General features: G+C 40.5%; 19 protein-coding genes. 12 read left to right on the top strand and 7 right to left on the bottom strand.

The genetic code is table 11. The features are described from left to right. Positions 1 to 92: 92 nt before the first annotated feature. Both M1E09_RS12910 and M1E09_RS12905 read left to right on the top strand, forming a co-directional pair. Positions 93 to 1,082: a Gfo/Idh/MocA family protein gene (locus M1E09_RS12910; RefSeq protein ID WP_456271275.1), complete on the top strand. Its 990-nt coding sequence runs from the start codon at positions 93 to 95 to the stop codon at positions 1,080 to 1,082. 622 nt (positions 1,083 to 1,704) lie between these two features. Continuing rightward, a complete protein-coding gene (locus M1E09_RS12905; RefSeq protein WP_456271274.1) occupies positions 1,705 to 2,094 on the top strand; it encodes a hypothetical protein in 390 nt (129 codons plus the stop codon). Between the two features lie 270 nt (positions 2,095 to 2,364). Here the strand turns inward: M1E09_RS12905 and M1E09_RS12900 are convergent, their stop codons facing one another. Together M1E09_RS12900 and M1E09_RS12895 are read right to left on the bottom strand one after the other, a co-directional pair. After that, positions 2,365 to 2,598 carry a hypothetical protein gene (locus M1E09_RS12900; protein WP_456271273.1) on the bottom strand — a complete coding sequence of 78 codons (234 nt, stop codon included), beginning with the start codon at positions 2,596 to 2,598 and terminating at the stop codon, positions 2,365 to 2,367. Positions 2,599 to 3,045: 447 nt separating this feature from the next. Continuing rightward, positions 3,046 to 3,345, bottom strand: coding sequence for a DUF3817 domain-containing protein (locus M1E09_RS12895; RefSeq protein WP_456271272.1), 300 nt, complete (start codon positions 3,343 to 3,345; stop codon positions 3,046 to 3,048). Between the two features lie 257 nt (positions 3,346 to 3,602). Between M1E09_RS12895 and M1E09_RS12890 the strand changes: the two genes are divergently transcribed. Then, positions 3,603 to 4,457: an STAS domain-containing protein gene (locus M1E09_RS12890; RefSeq protein WP_456271271.1), complete on the top strand. Its 855-nt coding sequence runs from the start codon at positions 3,603 to 3,605 to the stop codon at positions 4,455 to 4,457. A 93-nt stretch (positions 4,458 to 4,550) separates the two neighbouring features. On the opposite strand, the gene M1E09_RS12885 is transcribed toward M1E09_RS12890, so the two are convergent. From M1E09_RS12885 to M1E09_RS12875, 3 genes are all read right to left on the bottom strand, one after another. Then, entirely contained in the window at positions 4,551 to 5,210 is a 660-nt protein-coding gene (locus M1E09_RS12885; protein ID WP_456271270.1) for a DUF429 domain-containing protein, read from the bottom strand. A 238-nt stretch (positions 5,211 to 5,448) separates the two neighbouring features. Then, positions 5,449 to 6,240: an alpha/beta fold hydrolase gene (locus M1E09_RS12880; RefSeq protein WP_456271269.1), complete on the bottom strand. Its 792-nt coding sequence runs from the start codon at positions 6,238 to 6,240 to the stop codon at positions 5,449 to 5,451. A gap of 232 nt (positions 6,241 to 6,472) precedes the next feature. Then, on the bottom strand, positions 6,473 to 6,667 hold the full coding sequence (locus M1E09_RS12875; RefSeq protein WP_456271268.1) for a hypothetical protein: 195 nt from the start codon (positions 6,665 to 6,667) through the stop codon (positions 6,473 to 6,475). Between the two features lie 350 nt (positions 6,668 to 7,017). On the opposite strand from M1E09_RS12875, the gene M1E09_RS12870 reads away from it, so the two are divergent. The 5 genes from M1E09_RS12870 (at position 7,018) to M1E09_RS12850 (ending at position 11,548) form a co-directional block, all read left to right on the top strand. Then, positions 7,018 to 7,410 (top strand): thiol-disulfide oxidoreductase DCC family protein, encoded by a 393-nt coding sequence (locus M1E09_RS12870; protein WP_456271267.1) that lies wholly within the window; start codon positions 7,018 to 7,020, stop codon positions 7,408 to 7,410. 71 nt (positions 7,411 to 7,481) lie between these two features. Beyond that, positions 7,482 to 7,895 carry a DUF4064 domain-containing protein gene (locus M1E09_RS12865; RefSeq protein ID WP_456271266.1) on the top strand — a complete coding sequence of 138 codons (414 nt, stop codon included), beginning with the start codon at positions 7,482 to 7,484 and terminating at the stop codon, positions 7,893 to 7,895. A 231-nt stretch (positions 7,896 to 8,126) separates the two neighbouring features. Then, positions 8,127 to 10,262: a GDYXXLXY domain-containing protein gene (locus tag M1E09_RS12860; protein WP_456271265.1), complete on the top strand. Its 2,136-nt coding sequence runs from the start codon at positions 8,127 to 8,129 to the stop codon at positions 10,260 to 10,262. Between the two features lie 160 nt (positions 10,263 to 10,422). Further along, a complete protein-coding gene (locus M1E09_RS12855; protein ID WP_456271264.1) occupies positions 10,423 to 10,680 on the top strand; it encodes a hypothetical protein in 258 nt (85 codons plus the stop codon). A gap of 121 nt (positions 10,681 to 10,801) precedes the next feature. Continuing rightward, positions 10,802 to 11,548, top strand: a complete 747-nt coding sequence (locus M1E09_RS12850) for a polyphosphate kinase 2 family protein (protein ID WP_456271263.1) — start codon at positions 10,802 to 10,804, stop codon at positions 11,546 to 11,548. 163 nt (positions 11,549 to 11,711) lie between these two features. Here the strand turns inward: M1E09_RS12850 and M1E09_RS12845 are convergent, their stop codons facing one another. Continuing rightward, positions 11,712 to 13,454 carry an ABC transporter ATP-binding protein gene (locus M1E09_RS12845; protein WP_456271262.1) on the bottom strand — a complete coding sequence of 581 codons (1,743 nt, stop codon included), beginning with the start codon at positions 13,452 to 13,454 and terminating at the stop codon, positions 11,712 to 11,714. Positions 13,455 to 13,840: 386 nt separating this feature from the next. Between M1E09_RS12845 and M1E09_RS12840 the strand changes: the two genes are divergently transcribed. From M1E09_RS12840 to M1E09_RS12830, 3 genes are all read left to right on the top strand, one after another. Beyond that, complete coding sequence (locus M1E09_RS12840) at positions 13,841 to 15,991, top strand: DNA topoisomerase III (protein WP_456271261.1); 2,151 nt, start codon at positions 13,841 to 13,843, stop codon at positions 15,989 to 15,991. Positions 15,992 to 16,182: 191 nt separating this feature from the next. Continuing rightward, a complete protein-coding gene (locus M1E09_RS12835; RefSeq protein WP_456271260.1) occupies positions 16,183 to 16,449 on the top strand; it encodes a hypothetical protein in 267 nt (88 codons plus the stop codon). Positions 16,450 to 16,638: 189 nt separating this feature from the next. Further along, the gene (locus M1E09_RS12830; RefSeq protein ID WP_456271259.1) at positions 16,639 to 17,739 is read left to right on the top strand and encodes a M24 family metallopeptidase; all 1,101 of its coding nucleotides are present in this window, start codon (positions 16,639 to 16,641) and stop codon (positions 17,737 to 17,739) included. 50 nt (positions 17,740 to 17,789) lie between these two features. On the opposite strand, the gene M1E09_RS12825 is transcribed toward M1E09_RS12830, so the two are convergent. After that, positions 17,790 to 18,056 (bottom strand): rhodanese-like domain-containing protein, encoded by a 267-nt coding sequence (locus tag M1E09_RS12825; RefSeq protein WP_456271258.1) that lies wholly within the window; start codon positions 18,054 to 18,056, stop codon positions 17,790 to 17,792. Between the two features lie 376 nt (positions 18,057 to 18,432). Here M1E09_RS12825 and M1E09_RS12820 point away from each other — a divergent pair, with 376 nt between their 5' ends. Next, positions 18,433 to 19,095 carry a type 1 glutamine amidotransferase domain-containing protein gene (locus M1E09_RS12820; RefSeq protein ID WP_456271257.1) on the top strand — a complete coding sequence of 221 codons (663 nt, stop codon included), beginning with the start codon at positions 18,433 to 18,435 and terminating at the stop codon, positions 19,093 to 19,095. The last annotated feature ends 82 nt before the right edge of the window (positions 19,096 to 19,177 follow it).

Genomic DNA, 19,177 nt, shown 5'->3' with positions numbered 1-19,177 from the left:
GTTTTCTTCCATCTAAGGTGTATAATTTCATCCTTGCAGCTAAAAGTGATAAAGTGTGATTAACGAAAATAACTAGCAAGAGAGGGATCAGTATGATTCGTTTTGGAGTAGTAGGGACCAATTGGATTACAGAAAGATTTTTGGACGGGGCAGCGAAGGTGAATGATTTTACCTTAACGGCTGTCTATTCCCGTACAGAACAGAAAGCGAAGGAATTTGCCCGAAAATATGATGTGGAAACAACCTTTACCAATTTAGAGGAGATGGCGGCTAGCGATGCTATTGACGCTGTTTATATCGCAAGTCCCAATATTCTACATAGCAAACAATCCATTATCTTTTTGAATCATGGAAAGCATGTACTTTGTGAAAAACCAATTGCAAGCAATAGTAAAGAACTGCAAGAAATGATCAGTGCCGCTAAGTCAAACAAAGTTCTATTGATGGAAGCGTTGAAAACAACTTTTATACCAGGATTTAAAGCGATTAAAGACAACCTTCATAAAATTGGAAAAGTGAGAAGGTTTGTTTCAGTAAAAAACCAATATTCATCACGCTATGATGCCTATCGAAACGGGACCATTCTTAATGCGTTCAAGCCTGAACTGGCGAATGGGGCCATTATGGATATTGGTATTTACTGTGTAGTTCCAGTGATTTCTTTGTTTGGAATGCCTGAGAGCATTCATGCTAATGGTATGCTGTTGGAAACGGGTGCAGATGGCGAAGGATCTATTGTTTTTAAATATAATGGAATGGAAGCAGTAGCGATGTATTCGAAAATCACCAATTCAACGATACCTTCCGAAATACAAGGTGAAGATGGCAGCATAATCATCGATAGTGTGTCAGATCCAAAAAAGGTGGAGATTCACTACAGAGACGGTAAAGTCGAGGATATCAGCTTGGAGCAGGAAGATAACACAATGTATTACGAAGTGTGTGAATTTGTTGATCTTCTTAAAAAAGGGAAGACAGAATCAAGCTTGCAGACTTTTAAGCTTTCAGAAGGCACAATGGCTGTGTTGGAAGAGGCAAGGAAACAAATCGGAATTAAATTTCCGAATGATCTTCCAGAATGAGAGTCATTGCCACGCATCCCTATTTTGAAGTTTCGCGAAAAATAGAAGACAATATCCAGTCCACCAATGAGATGGAGCGTAACCTGATCTTGTCAACAGAAACAATTGAGAGTTATACAAGAAGCTTCGGAATAAAAAACGTACATGATATTTCGTATAAAACACTAAGCAGCAGTAAAGGGTTTCTATATTTGCACACGCACCAAGGTGTATTCAGCTATTATGTAAAACACAATCCCTCTGCTTTCATTGAAGAGTATAAAAAGCTTCTTAAAAAAAGGGAGTCCTGATTTTTCAGGGCTCTTTTTTGATGCAGGTATAAGACCTTGGTGGCGTCCTCTGAATCCAGCACCAGCATCCAGCCTCCCGGGACTAAAAGGAGGTTCTTTAGCCTTTTTTTAGAGTTATATCCCTGTCTTAATACAATTGTGTGTACTTGATTACGGTTTCGTTAAAAAGAGGCTGAACTTGCTTGAGCATGGTCTTATTCGGCTAAATACCTCAGAAAAGTAAAAAAGACGGGGGCTGAAAAAATGTTTACTTTGAATGATATGGGGATTTTCTTTCTTGCTTTTTTCTGACTCTTCCCTTAGTGACTCTTGTCCACGAAGCAGGGCATGTTTTGGCTGCAAGACTATTTGGAGCAAGGATCAATTTTGCGATTGGTGCTGCTAAAACATTGATGACACTCGGGCCATTAGAAGTGAAGCGACTCTATTTCATGGATGGATGGTGCCAATATGAGAATCTGAAGCATGACAAAAAGTGGGTTCATATTGTGATTTATCTGTCAGGCAGCGTATCTAAATTAGTAGTCATTCTATTGATAAATCACCTGATTTACCAAGGGGTTTTACCGGTGCATATTTTCTTTTATCAATTTGTCTATTTTTCAGTGTATTTTATTTTCTTTTCCCTTTTTCCCTTTAAAACAGGGGAGGGAAATCCAAGTGATGGACTTTCCATCTATGAAGTACTGAAATATGGAAAAACGGCAGGCCCCATTAATTGAAGAGTTTAACTTTTTCAAATGAAGGGAAATCAAACTAAAGAACCCTTTAGGAGGTCATGACATGAAAAGAATCATAAAATCCCTGATTAAGTGGGGGCCAATTGTGTATCCAATCTATAAAAAATATCGAAATAAAAAACGAAGCTCACGTTCCTATTATTAGGAAAATCCCCTCCGATTAGAGGGGATTTTCTTTTGGGCGAATTGAGTTTCTGAGCATGGTATCCTGGGTTGTCCTCACGTGCTGATCAGGAACTCACCGCCCGATTACTAGTTTTCAGAAGTTTCTTCCTGAGCTGTGATTGCAACTGCTCCACTGCCTAATAACTGGTTCAGTAAATCTGAAATGCCGGCCAGGTCTGTTTCAGGACCTAACTCCAACAGCAAGTCATTGAGAGTCAATTGAAGACCGAGGATTTGCAGGCAAAGGCCGCCAGGAATTGACAAACAAAGTAAACTATCCTCACTGCAGCGCTCACAAGGGTTTGTTTGATTGTTACCCATCTCTATCACTCCTTTCTTTAAGAGATAATGTCAATATATGCCGAGTGATAGAAAGGGTATGGACTATTGAATCAAACTTAATAGAAATGTGTGAACGATAGGGTTATTTTTTTGGCTTTGTTAGTCAATGATGTTGTTATTTAGTTTAAAAGGATCCACTGGTTAACAGAGTGCATGTGTCTAAATAAACTTCTGTTATTTGTAGCCTGCACATCCTGAAATCTGATTATAAAATCAATCTGTATTTCAAAGAGCACACTAGGTTGATTGGAGCGGAAGGTGTGCGATCTCCTGCGGGACTAGCGGGACAGGTGAGACCCCACAGGCAAAGCCGAGGAGGCTCACCGCCCGCCCCGCGGAGTCGTGCACCTGTAGCGGAGATCATGCAGCACTCCTAAATAGGCTTATAAAAAGCAACATTACTCTTTAACACAGCTGTTGCCTTGCTTAAGCTGTGAAGTTTGTCTTTTTTAGCCTGTTATCGAGCATCAAATTCCCGAAAGGAATGAAGGCTACCAGTACCGAGCCAAAGATCCACTTGAACGCCCAACGGACTCTGATGGTAGTATAAGCAATAAACAGCAGGTACAGGATGAAGAAGAAACCATGTAATGCTCCTACAACCGATACGGCTTCAGGAATGTCTGCTAAATATTTTAACGGCATAGCAATAAACAACAAGATTAAGAGAGAAGCGCCCTCAATGAAGCCCATGAGCCTGAAACGCCCAATATCTGATTTTAACATGTGATTTACCCCCTGGCATTTTATTTCTGCCTGTATATTATAGTATATCCTGTATTAATAGAACATGCTTTTCACTGTTCTGTTCATGGAAAATTCACTTTTGTAGATGCAGGCACAGTAAAGCAGCCTGTTAAACAGCGATTGGATTTCTTTTTTACCAATACAGCACCTTTATTATTGCTAAAAGGGATCAAGATTAATAAAATAGAGTTATATTTTTGTAGAGGTGAATGTCCTATATGCAGGAGAAGAATCAAATGCTTTTTCAATATATAATTGATCATTCGGGAAAAATGACCGATAAATGGCTCGATTCCAGGAAGGAATCAACCGGATACTCTGTGTATGCCAAGAATACATCCACAGAGATAGAAAGCAAACTAAGGAGCCAAAATACCGAATTCATTGAAGGCATTGCCCATGTATTTATCTGTAAGGATAAATTTGCAGAGAAAGTTCAGCAGTGGGCGGAAAAAATCGCCCATGAAAGGGTGGAACTCGGCACGTCCATTTATGAAGTCGTCCAGCAGTTTCGGATATTCCGGAAGATATTTCTTGAAATCCTCGAATCGTATATTTTGGAAAATAATATTGAAATATCGAAGACAATGGAGTGGAATAAGGAACTGAATGACGGATTTGATTTGGTGATTGAAGAATTCACCCATCTTTATCATTTCAAAACAAAAGAATCACTTTCGAAACAGGAGCGTTTGATAAAAGCGATAACTTCACCCGTCATCCCTGTCACAGATACAGTGGCTATATTTCCTTTACTTGGTAATTTAAATATCACGATTGCTGAAGGGTTATCTGACTCAGTACTGGAGCAATGCAATAAATTCAACATTTCTAAGCTGTTCATTGACATTTCAGGGGTAGGCACGATTGATACAATGATTGCTAACCAGCTATTCCAGATGATCTCAAGCTTGAAATTAATAGGTGTCGCAGCCTATTTGTCTGGCATTCGTCCAGAACTGGCCATGACTGCTGTCCACTTGGGAATCGATTTTAAAGAATATCCTTCTTATAGCAGCTTAAAACAAGCTCTGAAAGAGAATGGATTTCATGTTGAGACTGTAGAGAATGTAACGAGAGAGCGTGCATGAGGTTGTGACTCATAATTATAAAGAAATACCAGGCATTCTGCTGCCTGGTATTTCTTTTGGAGTTATTTGCTATTTACCACGGCCCTCCATATTTCAACAGCAAAAATCATATGGATGGAGCGGCGGCTCAGCTTTCCAGCACCAGTTTGGTTCAAGGTATGGGTCTGCCCAATACCAGGCACCCAGGGCTGCGGCACAGGAGTCAATGGCATGAGTGGTTTCGAGTACCTCTGCCGGAAGTGCATTCAGGTCAGTGGTCTGGAGAAAGTGATAAATACGGAAGAGAGAATCCTCATCTTTCTTGTATGAGAGAAGAAATGAAAGAAGTTCACTTGGAATCCTGGACCCCATCACTGCACCTGGATGGACTTCAACTACCTGTATGGGATTTGAAGTTCTCATGGAACTGATCGATCTTGTCAGGGAAATGCCCCTGAGTGTCAAATACGACATTCTGTTCATTGTTGGGGACATGACGGATGATGGCCTCATTCCCAATTCCTTTATATAAGAGCGCAAATCCTTATCTGAAGGCCTGTCACCACCTCCATCCTGGTAAGAAAGGGGGGAATCGATCCCTATGAATATAGAGTCGTGTTCCGCTTCTCTTTCAATCCTGGATAAGATTACTTCATCCGTTGCACCTGAAATCAACTCCCGGAATTTCAGTGAACCTTCCGCCTTTTCAAAAATTGAAACAACAGTATCCCTTGGGTTGGAGGGACCCGACAAATCGATTCCGATTACTTTCATGATATCACCTCGTTCTTAATACATAAAATTCTATATCATAACAAGTCTGCTGAAATAACATCTTTGCCCTGGAAGGAAACGGAAGATATAACAGGCGTCAATCCGGGATCATCTCTAACACTCTACCCAAGTATGAAGGGTTATAACTCTGACTTTTTGGGTAGCGGCAGTAAAAAATTAAAAATCTGGTTTTCTACATGAAAAAACCGTCTTTACAACAAGACGGTTAGATTATAGCTCAGATAATAGACGCTGAGATGGGTTTGAGTTTCTTCAGGTAATTCAAGGTAACAGAATTGAACTTTTCCGGCTGGTCGATATTGCAAACGTGGCCGGAATCTTTGATTAAACTCAGGTCCAATTCAGTTTGCTTGTTCACCAGCTGTTTTACAGGCGTTAGGAATAAGTAGTCTTCCTCTCCCATAATGAAAAGTGTGGGAATCCCTTTGGAGTCTATTTGTAAGTTTTTCAGATAGGGGTTGATAGTCCTTGTTAACCCAAACCAGCGTATGAATTCTTTCTGGCACATCTTTTTTGCTTGATTCACAAATGTATACCTTGATTCAACATGTCTCGACCGAGGCATAATAATCCAGGCAAAGAGCTTGTACAGCCACATATAAGGCAAAATGAACTTGAAGGCATTCCCCACAGCAAGGAGGAACTTTGTCCTGAGATTAAGCTGGATGACTGCTCCTGCCAATATCATGGAAGAGAGTCTTTCAGGGTACTGGCCGGCAAGAGTTTGTACAACGATGGTTCCAAGTGAAATTCCAATGAAATGTGAAGATCTGATTTGAAGGTGGTCCAACACTTCAATGACTTCCTGTGCGACATTAACAAATGAATCGCCTTTTTTCCAGGTGGCTTTCGAACTGCCATGCCCCCGTAAATCTATTAGGAGAACATTATATTCTTTTTTGAAATCTTTAATTTGCTTGAACCAAATGCTTGAGCTTCCGCCCGCTCCATGAATAAAAGTAACCCATGGGGTTGTCGAGTCTTTGATATAAGTTCTGTAGTGTAACATTTAGCTGCAAAACCTCACAATCTATGATGAAAGCGATTAAATAGTAGTTTCAATAATAGCTACATAGAAAACCATTACCTGCTTTGTCAAAAGTTTTCTAGAGCGATTCTATTATAACCTATATATCCGAATATATCATCTGTCGACTGAAAACTTCAATCAAAAAAAGACTGCCCCATTTCGTTAATGAATTAACGTAAAAGGGGACAGTTCCTCAATGCGGTGAAGCGGATTACTCTTTGAAATAGTCTTTGAATTTTTCCGGATCGTCTTGACTGTTCTTTTGGTAATAAGGATTTTCTTCTTCGACGTTTTGCGGATCCAGGTTTGTTTTGATTACAAGCGATGGGTCGGACGGCATGGAAGCAATGACTCTGTCATCCAGGCTGTCAAAATCAGGGTTCTTTATCTGTTTATCTTTATCCAAATGAATCACCTCCATCTCATAGGATGCAGATAGTTCAGGAAATTATGTAATCTGGCAGGCAGGTTTGCTGAACATCACAAAAAACCGGCTTGGAGGTCAGCCAAGCCGGAAAACGAGGGGGTCTGATTGTCTTCTTCAAACCTTCTCTTTTAAAATACTCCGAATTTCAGCAAAAGCCAATTTCATTATATAGCGACCACTGTACATACAATGGAATGAATAAGAATAAAGCTACTGAATTGAGCTTTTTTTATAAAAAACAATAACTCTAAGCATATTTGGGCTTTAGATGACTTAATGGGCATTTAGCATTCTGAAGAGTGGTATGATATAGGAAAGGGGGATGCAGGATGAGCGGTATTATTTTATTTGATGGAGTTTGCAACTTATGCAGCAATATTGTCCAATTTGTTGTGAAGCGAGATAAAAAAGCCTATTTTCAATTTGCTTCCTTGCAGAGTGAAGTTGGACAAACATTGCTTGAAGAATACGATGTAGATAGGAAGACCGACAGTTTTATTTTAATTGAGGACGGGAAATGTTATATGAAGTCATCGGCAGCCCTTAAAGTGACGAAGAACCTAGATGGTTTGTGGAGGATTTTGATAATTGGATTAGTCATTCCAAAGTCCATTAGAGATACTCTCTATGATGTTGTTGCCCGAAACCGATATAAGTGGTTCGGAAAAAGTGACAGTTGTATGCTCCCTCCTCCAAATATGAAAAAAAGATTCATTGAATAAAGGTTTTTTTCGATGTTTTTGTGTAATGGTCTGCTGAATGAATCATAAAATCCTTCTAAGGAGGAGATGTGATGAGCCGGACAGCCGAAATAGTCATGGGAATGATCGGAATCCTGTTCAGTGTGATGTTTGCTGTGATGGGATTCGCAATTAATGATAGATTTGCAGAGGTACATGGTGCGGTTGAGCGTGAATTCAGCCGAGATCCTTCTCTTTCTGGAGCAGATATCAACTATATTATGGAGATCCTTGATTCTGTGGGACCATTTCTGCTCGGATTGGGATTGGCCAGTACAGTCATGGCCGTCATTGCGGTTGTTCTGATAAAAGGAAATAATAAACCAAAAGTGGCCGGGATATTCTTTATTCTTGCTGGACTGGTGATCGGATTAGGGACATTTGGTGCAGGATTCCTTCCAGGTCTGCTGTTTTTGATTTCAGGAATTATGGCATTGGCCAGGAAACCGAAGGATTTGGCAATCTGAATTTGTGAACAGGAATGTTTGACTGTATGAGAGCTAAGAACCTATAATTTATAGGCTTTCTTGGCTTTTTTTTGTATGGTGACGCGATTCTGTATTGAAAAAATCCAAAGTCGTGAAAATCTTGATGTTTTTCCCACATATAATAGTATAATCATGATAAATGTAATTGTCAGAAATTTTGGTTGTAATGGCTGTTCTAATTTAGGATATTCAGGATTCGGGGGGATACAGGTGAATGGAAAACTAATTAATTTAGGATATCTGTTTGGCATAAGTTTGCTGCTTGCAAGTATTTTTTATTTTTTTGCCTCTAACTGGCAGGGGTTCGACCGCTTATCCAAGGTAGGATTGAGCGCGGGGATACTCATTGTTTTTTATTTTTTATGTTTATTGCTTGCGAAATACCTGCAAGGCCGGCTTTTTCTAAGTAGATGGGTGCTTGTTTGCACGGGCGTCAGTTTTGGGATTTCAGTTGCGCTTATTGGCCAAATCTATAATTCTCATGCAGACAGCTATTTGTTGTTTGCTGTCTGGCTCATACCTATGGTTTTCCTAAGTCTTGTAACGCGATATAAGCCATTTTATCTTTTAAGCTTCATTCTATTACAGTTCACGTTTTATTTTTTTCTATATCCATCAAGTTATTTCATCAGGTGGACGGAAACGCAACTGCTTTTGTTAATATTATTTATCTTAGCCGTCAATGCTTGTATCTTTTTGATATGTGTAAAGAGTAAGGTTAATATCCCTGTCATTAAATACAGTTCATTTGTGATAACACAATGGCTTTTCATCTATTTGTCTTTCTCTGAAAACTTTCCGGTATATGGTTTATGGATGAATGTGCTGTTCTTGGCAAACATCTTCTTAGGACTGTTTTTTTACTTGAAAATCAGTCCGCAAAAAGGATTGGCAGCCGGTTTCATCGCTTCTCTGGCAGTGTATCTTGTGTCCAAGGGCTTCGAGTTGATGATTCATTATTTAGGAGAGGGGTTATTCGTCTTTCTGCTGCTGTTCTCAATCACCCTGGTTGTCTTGAGCATTCGCTCTGTGAGACACTTGGAAAAAATCGTTAAAAATAATTTGGTATTCCAAAAGTCAATCACAGTTAGTGTAATCTTCATTGCAACAATTTTTTCTGTCATTTCCATTATAGGGCTGATCACTTTGTCCTTCATGGATTTTTCGCCGATCTTCTTATTCTACTTCTCATTGGTTATGCTGATTTTGCCTGGCTTGGTTATTCCATTAAAGATGAGTATGCCGGACACCTTGAAATATACCATTTTATGCACTGGGTATACGATCGCTTTGGGAAGCAGTCTATTCAGTGAGTATTCAATTGAAAAAATTATCTTGCTGCTTGTTTCCTTGGTTGGCATCGTACTGATGAAGACGTCCAGCATAAGGGTAATACAATTTATTGTATCTAATGCAGCTCTGTTTACTCTGTTGGCAGAATTCTTTGAAGCCTATCATTGGATTGCTCTTATTATGCTGCTTTTCAACAGCGTTATTTATTTTCTTCAGGGAAAGGGTGAAACAGGCATTAGGAAAAGTGCCTTTTTTGCCGCCTTGGTGTTCTTTATCAGTCTAACGATAGCAGATCAGAGTCCCATGGCTTTGTTCCTGACTTTTAATGTATTGTACTTTACTTTGGTAACAGCACTTGTTGTTATAGCAAAAAGAAGAGAACTGTCATACGAATTCTATGTCTCTTTACTATACTGGTTCGTTTTCATTGGATATAAATATTACGACCTTATGTGGCAGCTTGTCCATAAATCAATTTTATTTTTTGTATTAAGTATTTTGTTTTTATCGATCACTCTCTATTTTGACAGTAATAAGCGAGAAACTGAGGCAGATCAAAATCTGGTTGGCCAAAAGTGGAAAGCGATTGTTATTGTTGCCCTTATGCAAATCGGTTTTCTTGGATATCAGACATTTACGAATGAAAAATTGTTAAGTGAGGGAACCGCGGTGAAACTGGAGCTTGCTCCAGTCGATCCCAGGTCACTTCTTCAAGGGGATTATGTAACATTAAATTACGAGATATCCCAGCCAGACTCCTTTTTGGATATAGGGAGACCTGGTGAAAAAGTCCAGTTGATCCTTAGGCCGGATGGAGATACACACACCTATAGCGGAATCTACAAGATACGAGGGAAATGGAATAAAGAGTATATAATGCAAAACGGTGATGTAGCAATTAACGGAGTCATCAGCGGGGACGGCAGAGTCATCTATGGCATTGAAACTTTTTTTGTACAAGAAGGAACGGGTACGGAGATTGAAAGCAGTGCTGAATATGCGATAGTAAAGGTAGCCGCAAGCGGAAATGCACTGCTGGTGGAACTTCAATAGTGGGTACGAAGTGCTTATAACAGCCTATTTCTTATAACAGCTGGATAGATGTCCATTCCTTTCCAGGTTCTGTTCATATCCTATAGTAAACCAATCTATACATTGCGGAGGCTCAGGGCCGATGCTTGTATCAGTTATTGGAAAAAAGGAGGGGAATGGTTTGTCTGAAGAGAGAAGAAGAGTGATCAATGCCGATAAAGTGCTTATTCGCGCAAATGAGGTCATTATCCTTGATGAAGATGATAAAAGAAGACGCCGCTATGACAACGTACTAGGTACTGAAGACAGAAGGAGAAAACATGACAGAGATGATGTAGGCGGTATAGATGACAGAAGAAGAAAACGCCGCAGAGATGATGTTGCCGGTTTAGATGACAGAAGAGATGATGATAAGCGCGATAGATGGTCTTGGATCTAATCCAATCCAAAAACAGTTCTGAGAAATCAGAACTGTTTTTGTGTTTGACCAGCCTCCGGTGAGGAAATAAAAACATATATACATTGATTAATAACATAATATCGATAAAGGAGGTATCCTTATGCTTGAATCGGTTGATTTAACAAAAGAATTAGAAGATAAAAAAGAATATAAAAAAAGATTGAAAAAGCAGCAGCTTGAGCTGCTTGCGCTGCAGAGAGCTCTGCTTGACGAGAGAGTGGGGTGTATCTTAGTGTTTGAAGGCTGGGATGCAGCCGGCAAGGGTGGAGCAATTAAAAGAACGACCCAAAACCTTGATCCCCGCGGATTTGAAGTGCACTCCACAGCTGCCCCGACAAATGAGCAGAAACAATACCATTACTTGCAAAGGTTCTGGAATCGTATGCCCAAGTACGGGAAGATTGGCATTTTTGACCGTTCTTGGTACGGAAGAGTGCTTGTGGAAAGAGTGGAGGGCTTTGCAGATCATTTGGAATGGAACAGAGCCTATGACGAAATTAACAATTTTGAAAAGATCCTTTCTGATGAAAATTATATTATTATTAAATTTTGGTTTCATATTTCTAAAGAAGAACAACTCCGCAGATTCCAAGATCGTCAGAAGGACCCAATGAAATCCTGGAAGCTGACAGAGGAAGACTGGCGAAACCGGGAGAAATGGAATGAGTACGCTGAAGCTGTCGAGGATATGATAGGAAATACAAGCAAGGAAAATGCGCCTTGGTATATTATAGAAGGTGAGGATAAGAAATTTGCAAGAGTGAAGACGCTTGAGCTTATAAATCAAACGATCCATCGCAAGCTGAATGAGCGTAACATAGATACAGGAAAGTATATTAAAAAGTAAATAATCAATTTATCTGTTTATGAGCTTTGTCCCGCAGAAATATTGCAGCGGCATCCTGCATCTCAGGAAGACTCAATTTATCCAATGTACGTAAATAAAGACGCTTCAGCATAAATAAATCCTAAGCTGAAGCGTCTTTAAACAATAGCGGCAGCCTACCGAATTAATTTTCACCTTTCAGCTGCTGCTGTACAAGCTTGTTATATAATTCATGTGATTTCATAAGGTCCTGGTGGCTGCCCCTTCCTGTAATCGTTCCATTTTCAATGACAAAAATTGTGTCAGCCTCTACCACAGTTGAAAGCCGATGGGCTATAATAAGAGTAGTTCTTCCCTTCATCAGGTTTTTTAAAGCAATTTGGACGAGCAATTCCGACTCACTGTCCAAATTAGAAGTAGCTTCATCCAGCAGCAGGATCTTAGGATTCCTTAGCAGAGCACGAGCAATGGCGATTCTTTGCCTTTGTCCTCCTGAAAGTTTTACCCCGCGTTCACCGACTTGAGTGTCAAATCCTTCTGTAAGACTTTCAATGAATTCATAGGCATTTGCCTGCCGGGCAGCTTCATAAATTTCTTCATCTTTTATCTCCCTTTGCAACCCATAACAAATATTTTCTTTAATTGTCCCTGACATAATGGGGCTTTCTTGAGAAACATAACCGATAGACCGCCTCCACTCCTGAAGCGGTATATCGTTGATAGAAGCTGTACCCAGCAGGATGTCGCCGCTGTTTATCGGATAAAACCGCTCGATTAAAGAGAAGATTGTTGTTTTACCGCCTCCGCTTGGACCGACAAAAGCCGCTGTCTGCCCTGTTTGTATTTCGAAAGACAGTTCTCTTACGATTTTTTTCGTACTGCTGTAACCGAATGAAACTTCGTTGAAAGCCAGACTGCCTGTATAGTCTCCCTCCGCAACCGGATTATTCCGTTCAGGTTCAACTTTAAGAAGGTCCTGGATTCTTTCTGTAGCGCCGGAAGCTTTTTGATAGGCAGTAAAAAAAGTCGCCAGCTGGCTGAAAGGAACAATGATTTGAAACATATAGATGATGATTGCCACCAAAGCCCCTGCTGTCAAAGCCCCTGAAGATACCCTTGCACCTCCATAACCGATGATCACAACCAAAACCACCATCATGATAGTTGTCATGAATGGGGAGACAACTGCCTGGATTCTGGCTTCTTTTAAACCAAACTGAAATAAGTTAGTAATCCCTTTTTTTCCATTTTCCTTTTCTATGGGCTGGCCGCTATAGGACTTCACCAGCCGGATTTCAGAAAGGACCCTTCCAAGGTTTCCGCTGAAAGCCGCCATTTCATCCTGGGTCTGTTTGGAAACGGTATGCATCTTTCTCCCAAGAGGCATTAAAATGAGCAGAGATACTGGAACTGCGACAAACATAATGATGGTCATGGTCCAGTCTATTGTAAGCAAGATGATGACAGAGCCGATGATGGTAATGATTCCAGACACAAAAGTGACAAGGTGGTTGGTAATGAGTGTTTTGACTGTGTTGGTATCTTGTGTGATCCGGCTCATCGTTTCTCCGGATTGTTGTGAATCAAAGAAAGGAATGGGCAGCTCAAGAACATGGTTCCATAAGGTTTCCCGGATTTTTGCCACAAATGTTTCCCCTATATATGTCATGAGGTAATGAGAGAACCCGCCCGCAACTGCTTGTACTACAAAAGCGGCAAGAAGGAGGAGGATCAAACTCATTTCAATTCCGGCACCGGATATTTGGTCAACAAGGGATTTAGTGAAAAGCGGAACGATCAGAGAGGCTGCAGTTTCAAGCAAGCTTAAAAGGAGAGCGCCCCCAAAAATCCATTTGGACGGACGTCCGATTTTCAATAAGTGTATAAACCGATTCCACTCAGATGGGTTGTTCGTTTGTTTTGACATGAATTCTTCCTCTTTTCATTTTTACAAGATTAATAAGATCAGTTATCAGTTGTTAACTGTTTTTTAACTAATTACACCCCTGTATTGATAAGTTTTTTCCTTAGGGGAGTCATTATTGTATAGCCTTCAAATCTATTCGTCCCTGAACGGCAGCTTTCGCTTTTTAGTTCACCGCCCGCCCCGCGGAGTCGCGCACCTGGAGCGGAAATCATCCAACAACTTCTAAATAAATGAATAAAACCATCTCTCTCTTTAACCAAGTATTAAAATAGATCCTCAATAACAATACTTTACCAGATAATCCCCTCGTTTTCCTGTATGGGAAACATCTATATTTCAGGACAAATGTGCTACAATGAAAAATATTTAATATAAAGGAGCCAGCCATGAAAGTTATTATCGCCGAAAAGCCAGATCAGGGCGCTGCGTTAGCAAAGCCCTTTCCCAATAAAAAAGGCCAGGGTTTTATTGAAATCCTTCCGAATGAACTGTTCCCAAAAGGGGCATACATAACTTGGGCAATCGGGCATCTTTTGCAACTGCAATCTCCTGAAAAATACAATTCAAGCTGGAAAAAATGGAGTATCGATACATTGCCAATCATTCCGGAAAAGTTCAAATACGAAGTGACCCGTTCTAAATATAAACAATTTAATGCAGTCAAATCCCTGCTTCAAAAGCCTGCTGTCACCGAAATCATTCATGCCGGGGATGCAGGGCGTGAAGGGGAATTGATTGTAAGAAATATTATCAATATCTCAGGTGTCAGAAAACCGATGAGGCGGCTATGGATTTCCTCCCTTACACCCAAAGCTGTCAAGGAGGGATTTTCGAAGCTTTTGGAAGAAAGCGAGACAAGAAACGTTTTTTTTGAGGCGTATTCCAGGGCTTGTGCAGATTGGATCATCGGAATGAATGCTTCAAGGATTTATAGCATTCTCCTGAAGCAAAAAGGAATGAGTGATGTTTTCTCTGCAGGAAGGGTACAGACGCCTACTCTCGCATTAATCGTAAAGCGAGAGAAAGAAATCGAAAGCTTTGTCAGTGAACCTTTCTGGGAAGTGACGGCAGACTTTGATGTTGATGGGAAGATCTATCAAGGGAAATGGGAGAAGGATAAACAGTCCAGGCTGCAAGATAAAGAGACTGCGAGGAAGATAGCGGAATTCTGTAAAGGCAAGACTTCCGAAGTAAAAGATATTGCCACTGAGAGAAAAGAGTATCAGCCTCCAATGCTTTTCAATTTATCATCTTTACAGGCTACTGCAAATAAGCTGTATAAGTTTTCTCCCCAAAAGACACTGGATACCCTTCAAAAACTGTATCAAAAAGGGATTGTGTCTTATCCAAGGTCGGACTCAAGCTATGTTACAAAGGAGGAAGCTCGAGCTTTCCCTGAAATTCTCGGGAAGGTGGCAAACCTGGCAGCTTACAAAGATTTATTTCCTCTTCCGGTCAACTCTTTGCTGAACAATAAAAGGTATGTGAATGAACAGAAAGTGACAGACCACTATGCCATCATTCCGACTGAGCAAGTGAAGAACCCTGAGAAACTGCCTGCTGAAGAACAAAAAATATATGACCTTGTTATCCGCAGGTTAATTGCTGCGCATTATGAAAAAGCAATCTTTGACTACACTACTCTGATAACTCTTATAGACGGCCGGGCAGAATTTGTTTCAAAAGGGAAAATGCAAATCCAGGAAGGCTGGAGGAAAGTCATCTTTCAAAATGAAAAGGATGAAGAAGAGATTCTACCCCAAGTCCAAAAAGGGGACAGAGGAATAGTGAAAAAGGTGAATGTCAAGGAAGGGAAGACACAGCCTCCCAAACGATATACGGAGGGCCAGTTAATCACATTAATGAAAACCGCAGGCAAACATTTGGACAACGAAGAACTCGAGAAGGTTCTTTCTAGTACAGAAGGTCTCGGGACAGAAGCGACGAGGGCGAATATCATTTCAGGATTGAAAGATAGGAAATATATTGACGTTAAAAGAAATGCTGTTTTCGCTACCGATAAAGGAAAAGTGTTAATAGAAGCGATCGGAGAAAAGATCCTTGCCTCACCGGAAATGACCGCTAAGTGGGAACAGAGGCTGCGTGAAATTGGCCAAGGCAAGGCATCTGCACCGCAGTTTATGGAACAGGTGAAAAAGCTCAGCGGAAAGATTATTGAAGATGCAATCGAGGGCTCTCGGGATTGGAGATTCGAGGGCATCGATACGGAAACAATCCAGAGAACGAAATCTAAATCATCTCTTGGAAAGTCGATAGGGGCTTGCCCTTTCTGCAGTGCGAAGGTAATCGATAAGGGTGAGTTTTATGGCTGCAGTGCTTATAACAAAACAAAGTGTAGTTTCACCCTCTCTAAAATGATTATGAAAAAGAAAATCTCCCAAACCAATGCAAAGAAATTAATGAATGACGGTCAGACGGAAGTCATTAAGGGTTTTAAAAAAGGGGAAAAAACTTTTGATGCTGCCCTTAAGTGGAACAAAGAGGATAAGAAGCTCGACTTTCTATTTCTTAAATAAAAAGTATTTCAGAATAATATAATGAGCGGCAGCCTTCTTTGACTCCGGACCATTCCCAAAGATGGGGAATTTCACCTATTTTACTTAACTATTATAAATATTCATCCGAAAACAGTTTCAACTTTAGCTGATTGGGTATCTTAAAGAGTAATAACATATTCTTAAATATTCATAGAGGAGTGAAACTGTAAATGGATATCGGTCTTTATAAAATTGAAAATATGTCTGACGAAATTATTACATTAACATTATTTGAGGAAGAAGAATTACGCGAGGAGAAAGCGATGCAGCACCTTCCCCGAAATCTTTTTCCTTTTCATGTGACGAATGAAATCATGATTGAAGTATCACAGCGTGCCGGCCAGCTGGAATTTACACCAGTCAGCACAGAAAACGTTGAAGCGCGCCTGCAGGCAGAAGAACTGCTGAAAGATTTCATTGGCACAGCGGAAGTATAAGGGCAATAAGTAAAGAAACACCTTCTTGATGATCGTTGTTCAGAAGGTGTTTTTTATGCGTAAAACTGTATATATATCAACTTGATGCCCTCTGGTTGTTTTATCTTAGTAGGCATGATAATGTATTGACATTCTCTTATATCTAAGAAATCATTATAAGTACATAAGGATGAAATGGAGTGTCACTGGATGAACAAACGAATAGAACAAGTTCAAGAATGGCTTAAGGTAAACAATATCGAAGCAGCATTTTTTAACTCTAAAGAAAATGTGTTTTATTTGTCCCATTTTCTTACTGATCCGCATGAACGATTGATGGGATTGTTTCTTTTTAAAGATGCATCACCTTTGTTTGTACTGCCATCTATGGAAACAGGGCAGCTGAAAAGTGCCGGATGGAATTATGAAATCATTGGGTATGCGGACCATGAAAACCCATGGGATATGATCAAGGAAGCTGTATCTAAAAGGGATTTAACGAAAGCAGAGAAAATAGCAATTGAAAAAGATGTTTTATCATACACACGCAGTGAAGCATTTCTGTCTCTATTTCCGAATGCTGAAGTGGTCAATGCTGAGGACAAGTTGAATGAGCTCCGGGTTGTCAAGGATGAATCTGAGATTGCAATTATGCGCCGTGCAGCCGAAATGGCTGATTTTGGTGTTCAAACAGGTGTTGAGGCACTTCGCGAAGGAATCACGGAAATGGAAGTACTTGCCAAGATAGAATATGAGTTGAAGAAAAAAGGAATTCGTGAGATGTCTTTTTCCACAATGGTTCTGTTTGGAGAAAAGTCTGGTGAACCTCATGGAAACCCAGGTGACCGAAAGCTCCAACCAGGTGATTTTGTTCTTTTCGACATGGGGGTAGTGCTGGACGGGTACTGTTCTGACATTACTCGGACTGTTGCCTATAAAACAGTGTCCGATAAACAGAGAGAAATTTATGAGACAGTATTGAAAGCCGAAATCGCATCGCTTGAGGCAAGCAAGCCTGGCACCAGAATCGGGGATCTTGACAGCATAGCGAGAAAAATCATTACGGATGCAGGATATGGAGACTATTTCCCTCATCGAATTGGTCATGGAATGGGCATCAATGTGCACGAATTCCCATCGATGAGCCACACGAATGAAGGAATTCTGCAAGAGGGCATGGTGTATACCATTGAGCCGGGCATTTACTTGCCAGACATTGGCGGGGTAAGGATTGAGGATGATGTGCTTGTTACGGAAGATGGGTATGAAACACTGACAAAATTTCCAAAAGAACTGCAAATCATCGACTAAGGATAAGGAAAAACTCCGGCAGAATGGTGCCGGAGTTTTTTGCGGTTTGTTTAGTTTTCTAAAGGGTAGCTCCAGGCACTGATTCCCGATTGAAGATTATAGACATCGGTGAACCCGGTGCTGCGCAGAATTTCTGCAGCCTGTGATGAGCGGTTGCCTGTTCTGCAGACAACAATATAAGTCTTGTTTTTATCCAGTTCTTTGAGCCGGTTTTCAAGATCATTTAAAGGGATAAGCAGACTGTCTGCTATATGCCCTTCTTCATATTCTTCTACGTTCCTTACATCCAGAACAGTTACTTCTTCTGAATCAATCATCTGTTTTGCTTCTTCACCAGTAAGCTCTTCTTGCTGTTGTGCTGCACTGCAGGCAGTGAGGAACAGAGAGATAAATAGAGAGGTGATGATGACATATGTTTTTTTTCAATAGAGCTGGCTCCTTCCTTTATTTAATTAATGATAATGAGATTAATAGCTTTGCTGTTCTTCGAAAAAGATGAATTACATGTGGTGTCCATCGGCAGCTTCCTTCCATTTCATCAGCTGCAGGAAAATGAATAATCGTCCAGAAAAGAGCTTGATTCTATATTTAGCCTATATAAAAAGATGAAAACTTACAATATGAAATTTAGTTTAATTTCTATTATCCCAGGATATATACAAGTTAAAAGGTTGAAGGAGGAATGCTGATTTTATGAAGAAGATCTTAATCGTCCTTACAAATACTGACCAAATGGATAAAGAGCATGATACAGGATTATGGCTTTCCGAATTTGCAGAGCCATATGTTGAATTTACGAACAGTGGATACGGGGTGGATGTTGCCAGTATAAAAGGCGGAAGGGTTCCCGTAGACCCTAGAAGCCGGACTGAAGATGACATGCCGCCGGATGAATGGGAAGGAGCCATTCATGAATTGGAAAGTACACTTGTTTTGTCACAACTCAACGTAAAGGATTACAATGCGGTCTTCCTTCCCGGAGGTCATGGGACTATGTTTGATTTACCAGGAAATACAGCCCTGCAGGAGGCATTAGCGCACTTTGGCGATAATGGAAAGCTCATCGGTGCTGTATGCCACGGGCCAGCAGGATTTGTTGATGTCAAGCTGTCTTCTGGCAAGTCCCTCGTGGATGGGAAGAGAATCACTTCTTTTACCAATGAGGAAGAACAGCAATCAGAGATGGATTCATTGGTCCCGTTCCTCCTGGAGTCCCGTCTTAGAGAAAATGGAGCCGTTTTTCAGAAAGGAAGTCCATTTGCCGATTATGTGGTTACAGATACTGGATTTGTCACTGGACAAAATCCACAATCATCTTTAAGTACAGCGAAGGCATTTGTCCAGCAGCTTCAATAACGATTACCTTAAGCCGGCTATTTGGCCGGCTTTTCCCAATTTTATTTTCATTAGATGCTGTGCCATAATATACCTATCTCCG

It is taken from the genome of Bacillus sp. AK031 (assembly GCF_053903065.1).
The sequence above is the reverse complement of the archived record's forward strand: the minus strand, read 5'-3'. Positions and strand labels throughout refer to the sequence as shown.

Coding starts and splice junctions, on each gene's coding strand:
- M1E09_RS12880 (WP_456271269.1), bottom strand. CDS start 6,240: ATGTTACACTACAGAACTTATATCAAAGACTCGACAACCCCATGGGTT.
- M1E09_RS12900 (WP_456271273.1), bottom strand. CDS start 2,598: ATGGGTAACAATCAAACAAACCCTTGTGAGCGCTGCAGTGAGGATAGT.
- M1E09_RS12850 (WP_456271263.1), top strand. CDS start 10,802: ATGCTTGAATCGGTTGATTTAACAAAAGAATTAGAAGATAAAAAAGAA.
- M1E09_RS12845 (WP_456271262.1), bottom strand. CDS start 13,454: ATGTCAAAACAAACGAACAACCCATCTGAGTGGAATCGGTTTATACAC.
- M1E09_RS12865 (WP_456271266.1), top strand. CDS start 7,482: ATGAGCCGGACAGCCGAAATAGTCATGGGAATGATCGGAATCCTGTTC.
- M1E09_RS12895 (WP_456271272.1), bottom strand. CDS start 3,345: ATGTTAAAATCAGATATTGGGCGTTTCAGGCTCATGGGCTTCATTGAG.
- M1E09_RS12870 (WP_456271267.1), top strand. CDS start 7,018: ATGAGCGGTATTATTTTATTTGATGGAGTTTGCAACTTATGCAGCAAT.
- M1E09_RS12835 (WP_456271260.1), top strand. CDS start 16,183: ATGGATATCGGTCTTTATAAAATTGAAAATATGTCTGACGAAATTATT.
- M1E09_RS12840 (WP_456271261.1), top strand. CDS start 13,841: ATGAAAGTTATTATCGCCGAAAAGCCAGATCAGGGCGCTGCGTTAGCA.
- M1E09_RS12885 (WP_456271270.1), bottom strand. CDS start 5,210: ATGAAAGTAATCGGAATCGATTTGTCGGGTCCCTCCAACCCAAGGGAT.
- M1E09_RS12825 (WP_456271258.1), bottom strand. CDS start 18,056: ATGATTGATTCAGAAGAAGTAACTGTTCTGGATGTAAGGAACGTAGAA.
- M1E09_RS12820 (WP_456271257.1), top strand. CDS start 18,433: ATGAAGAAGATCTTAATCGTCCTTACAAATACTGACCAAATGGATAAA.
- M1E09_RS12890 (WP_456271271.1), top strand. CDS start 3,603: ATGCTTTTTCAATATATAATTGATCATTCGGGAAAAATGACCGATAAA.
- M1E09_RS12910 (WP_456271275.1), top strand. CDS start 93: ATGATTCGTTTTGGAGTAGTAGGGACCAATTGGATTACAGAAAGATTT.
- M1E09_RS12830 (WP_456271259.1), top strand. CDS start 16,639: ATGAACAAACGAATAGAACAAGTTCAAGAATGGCTTAAGGTAAACAAT.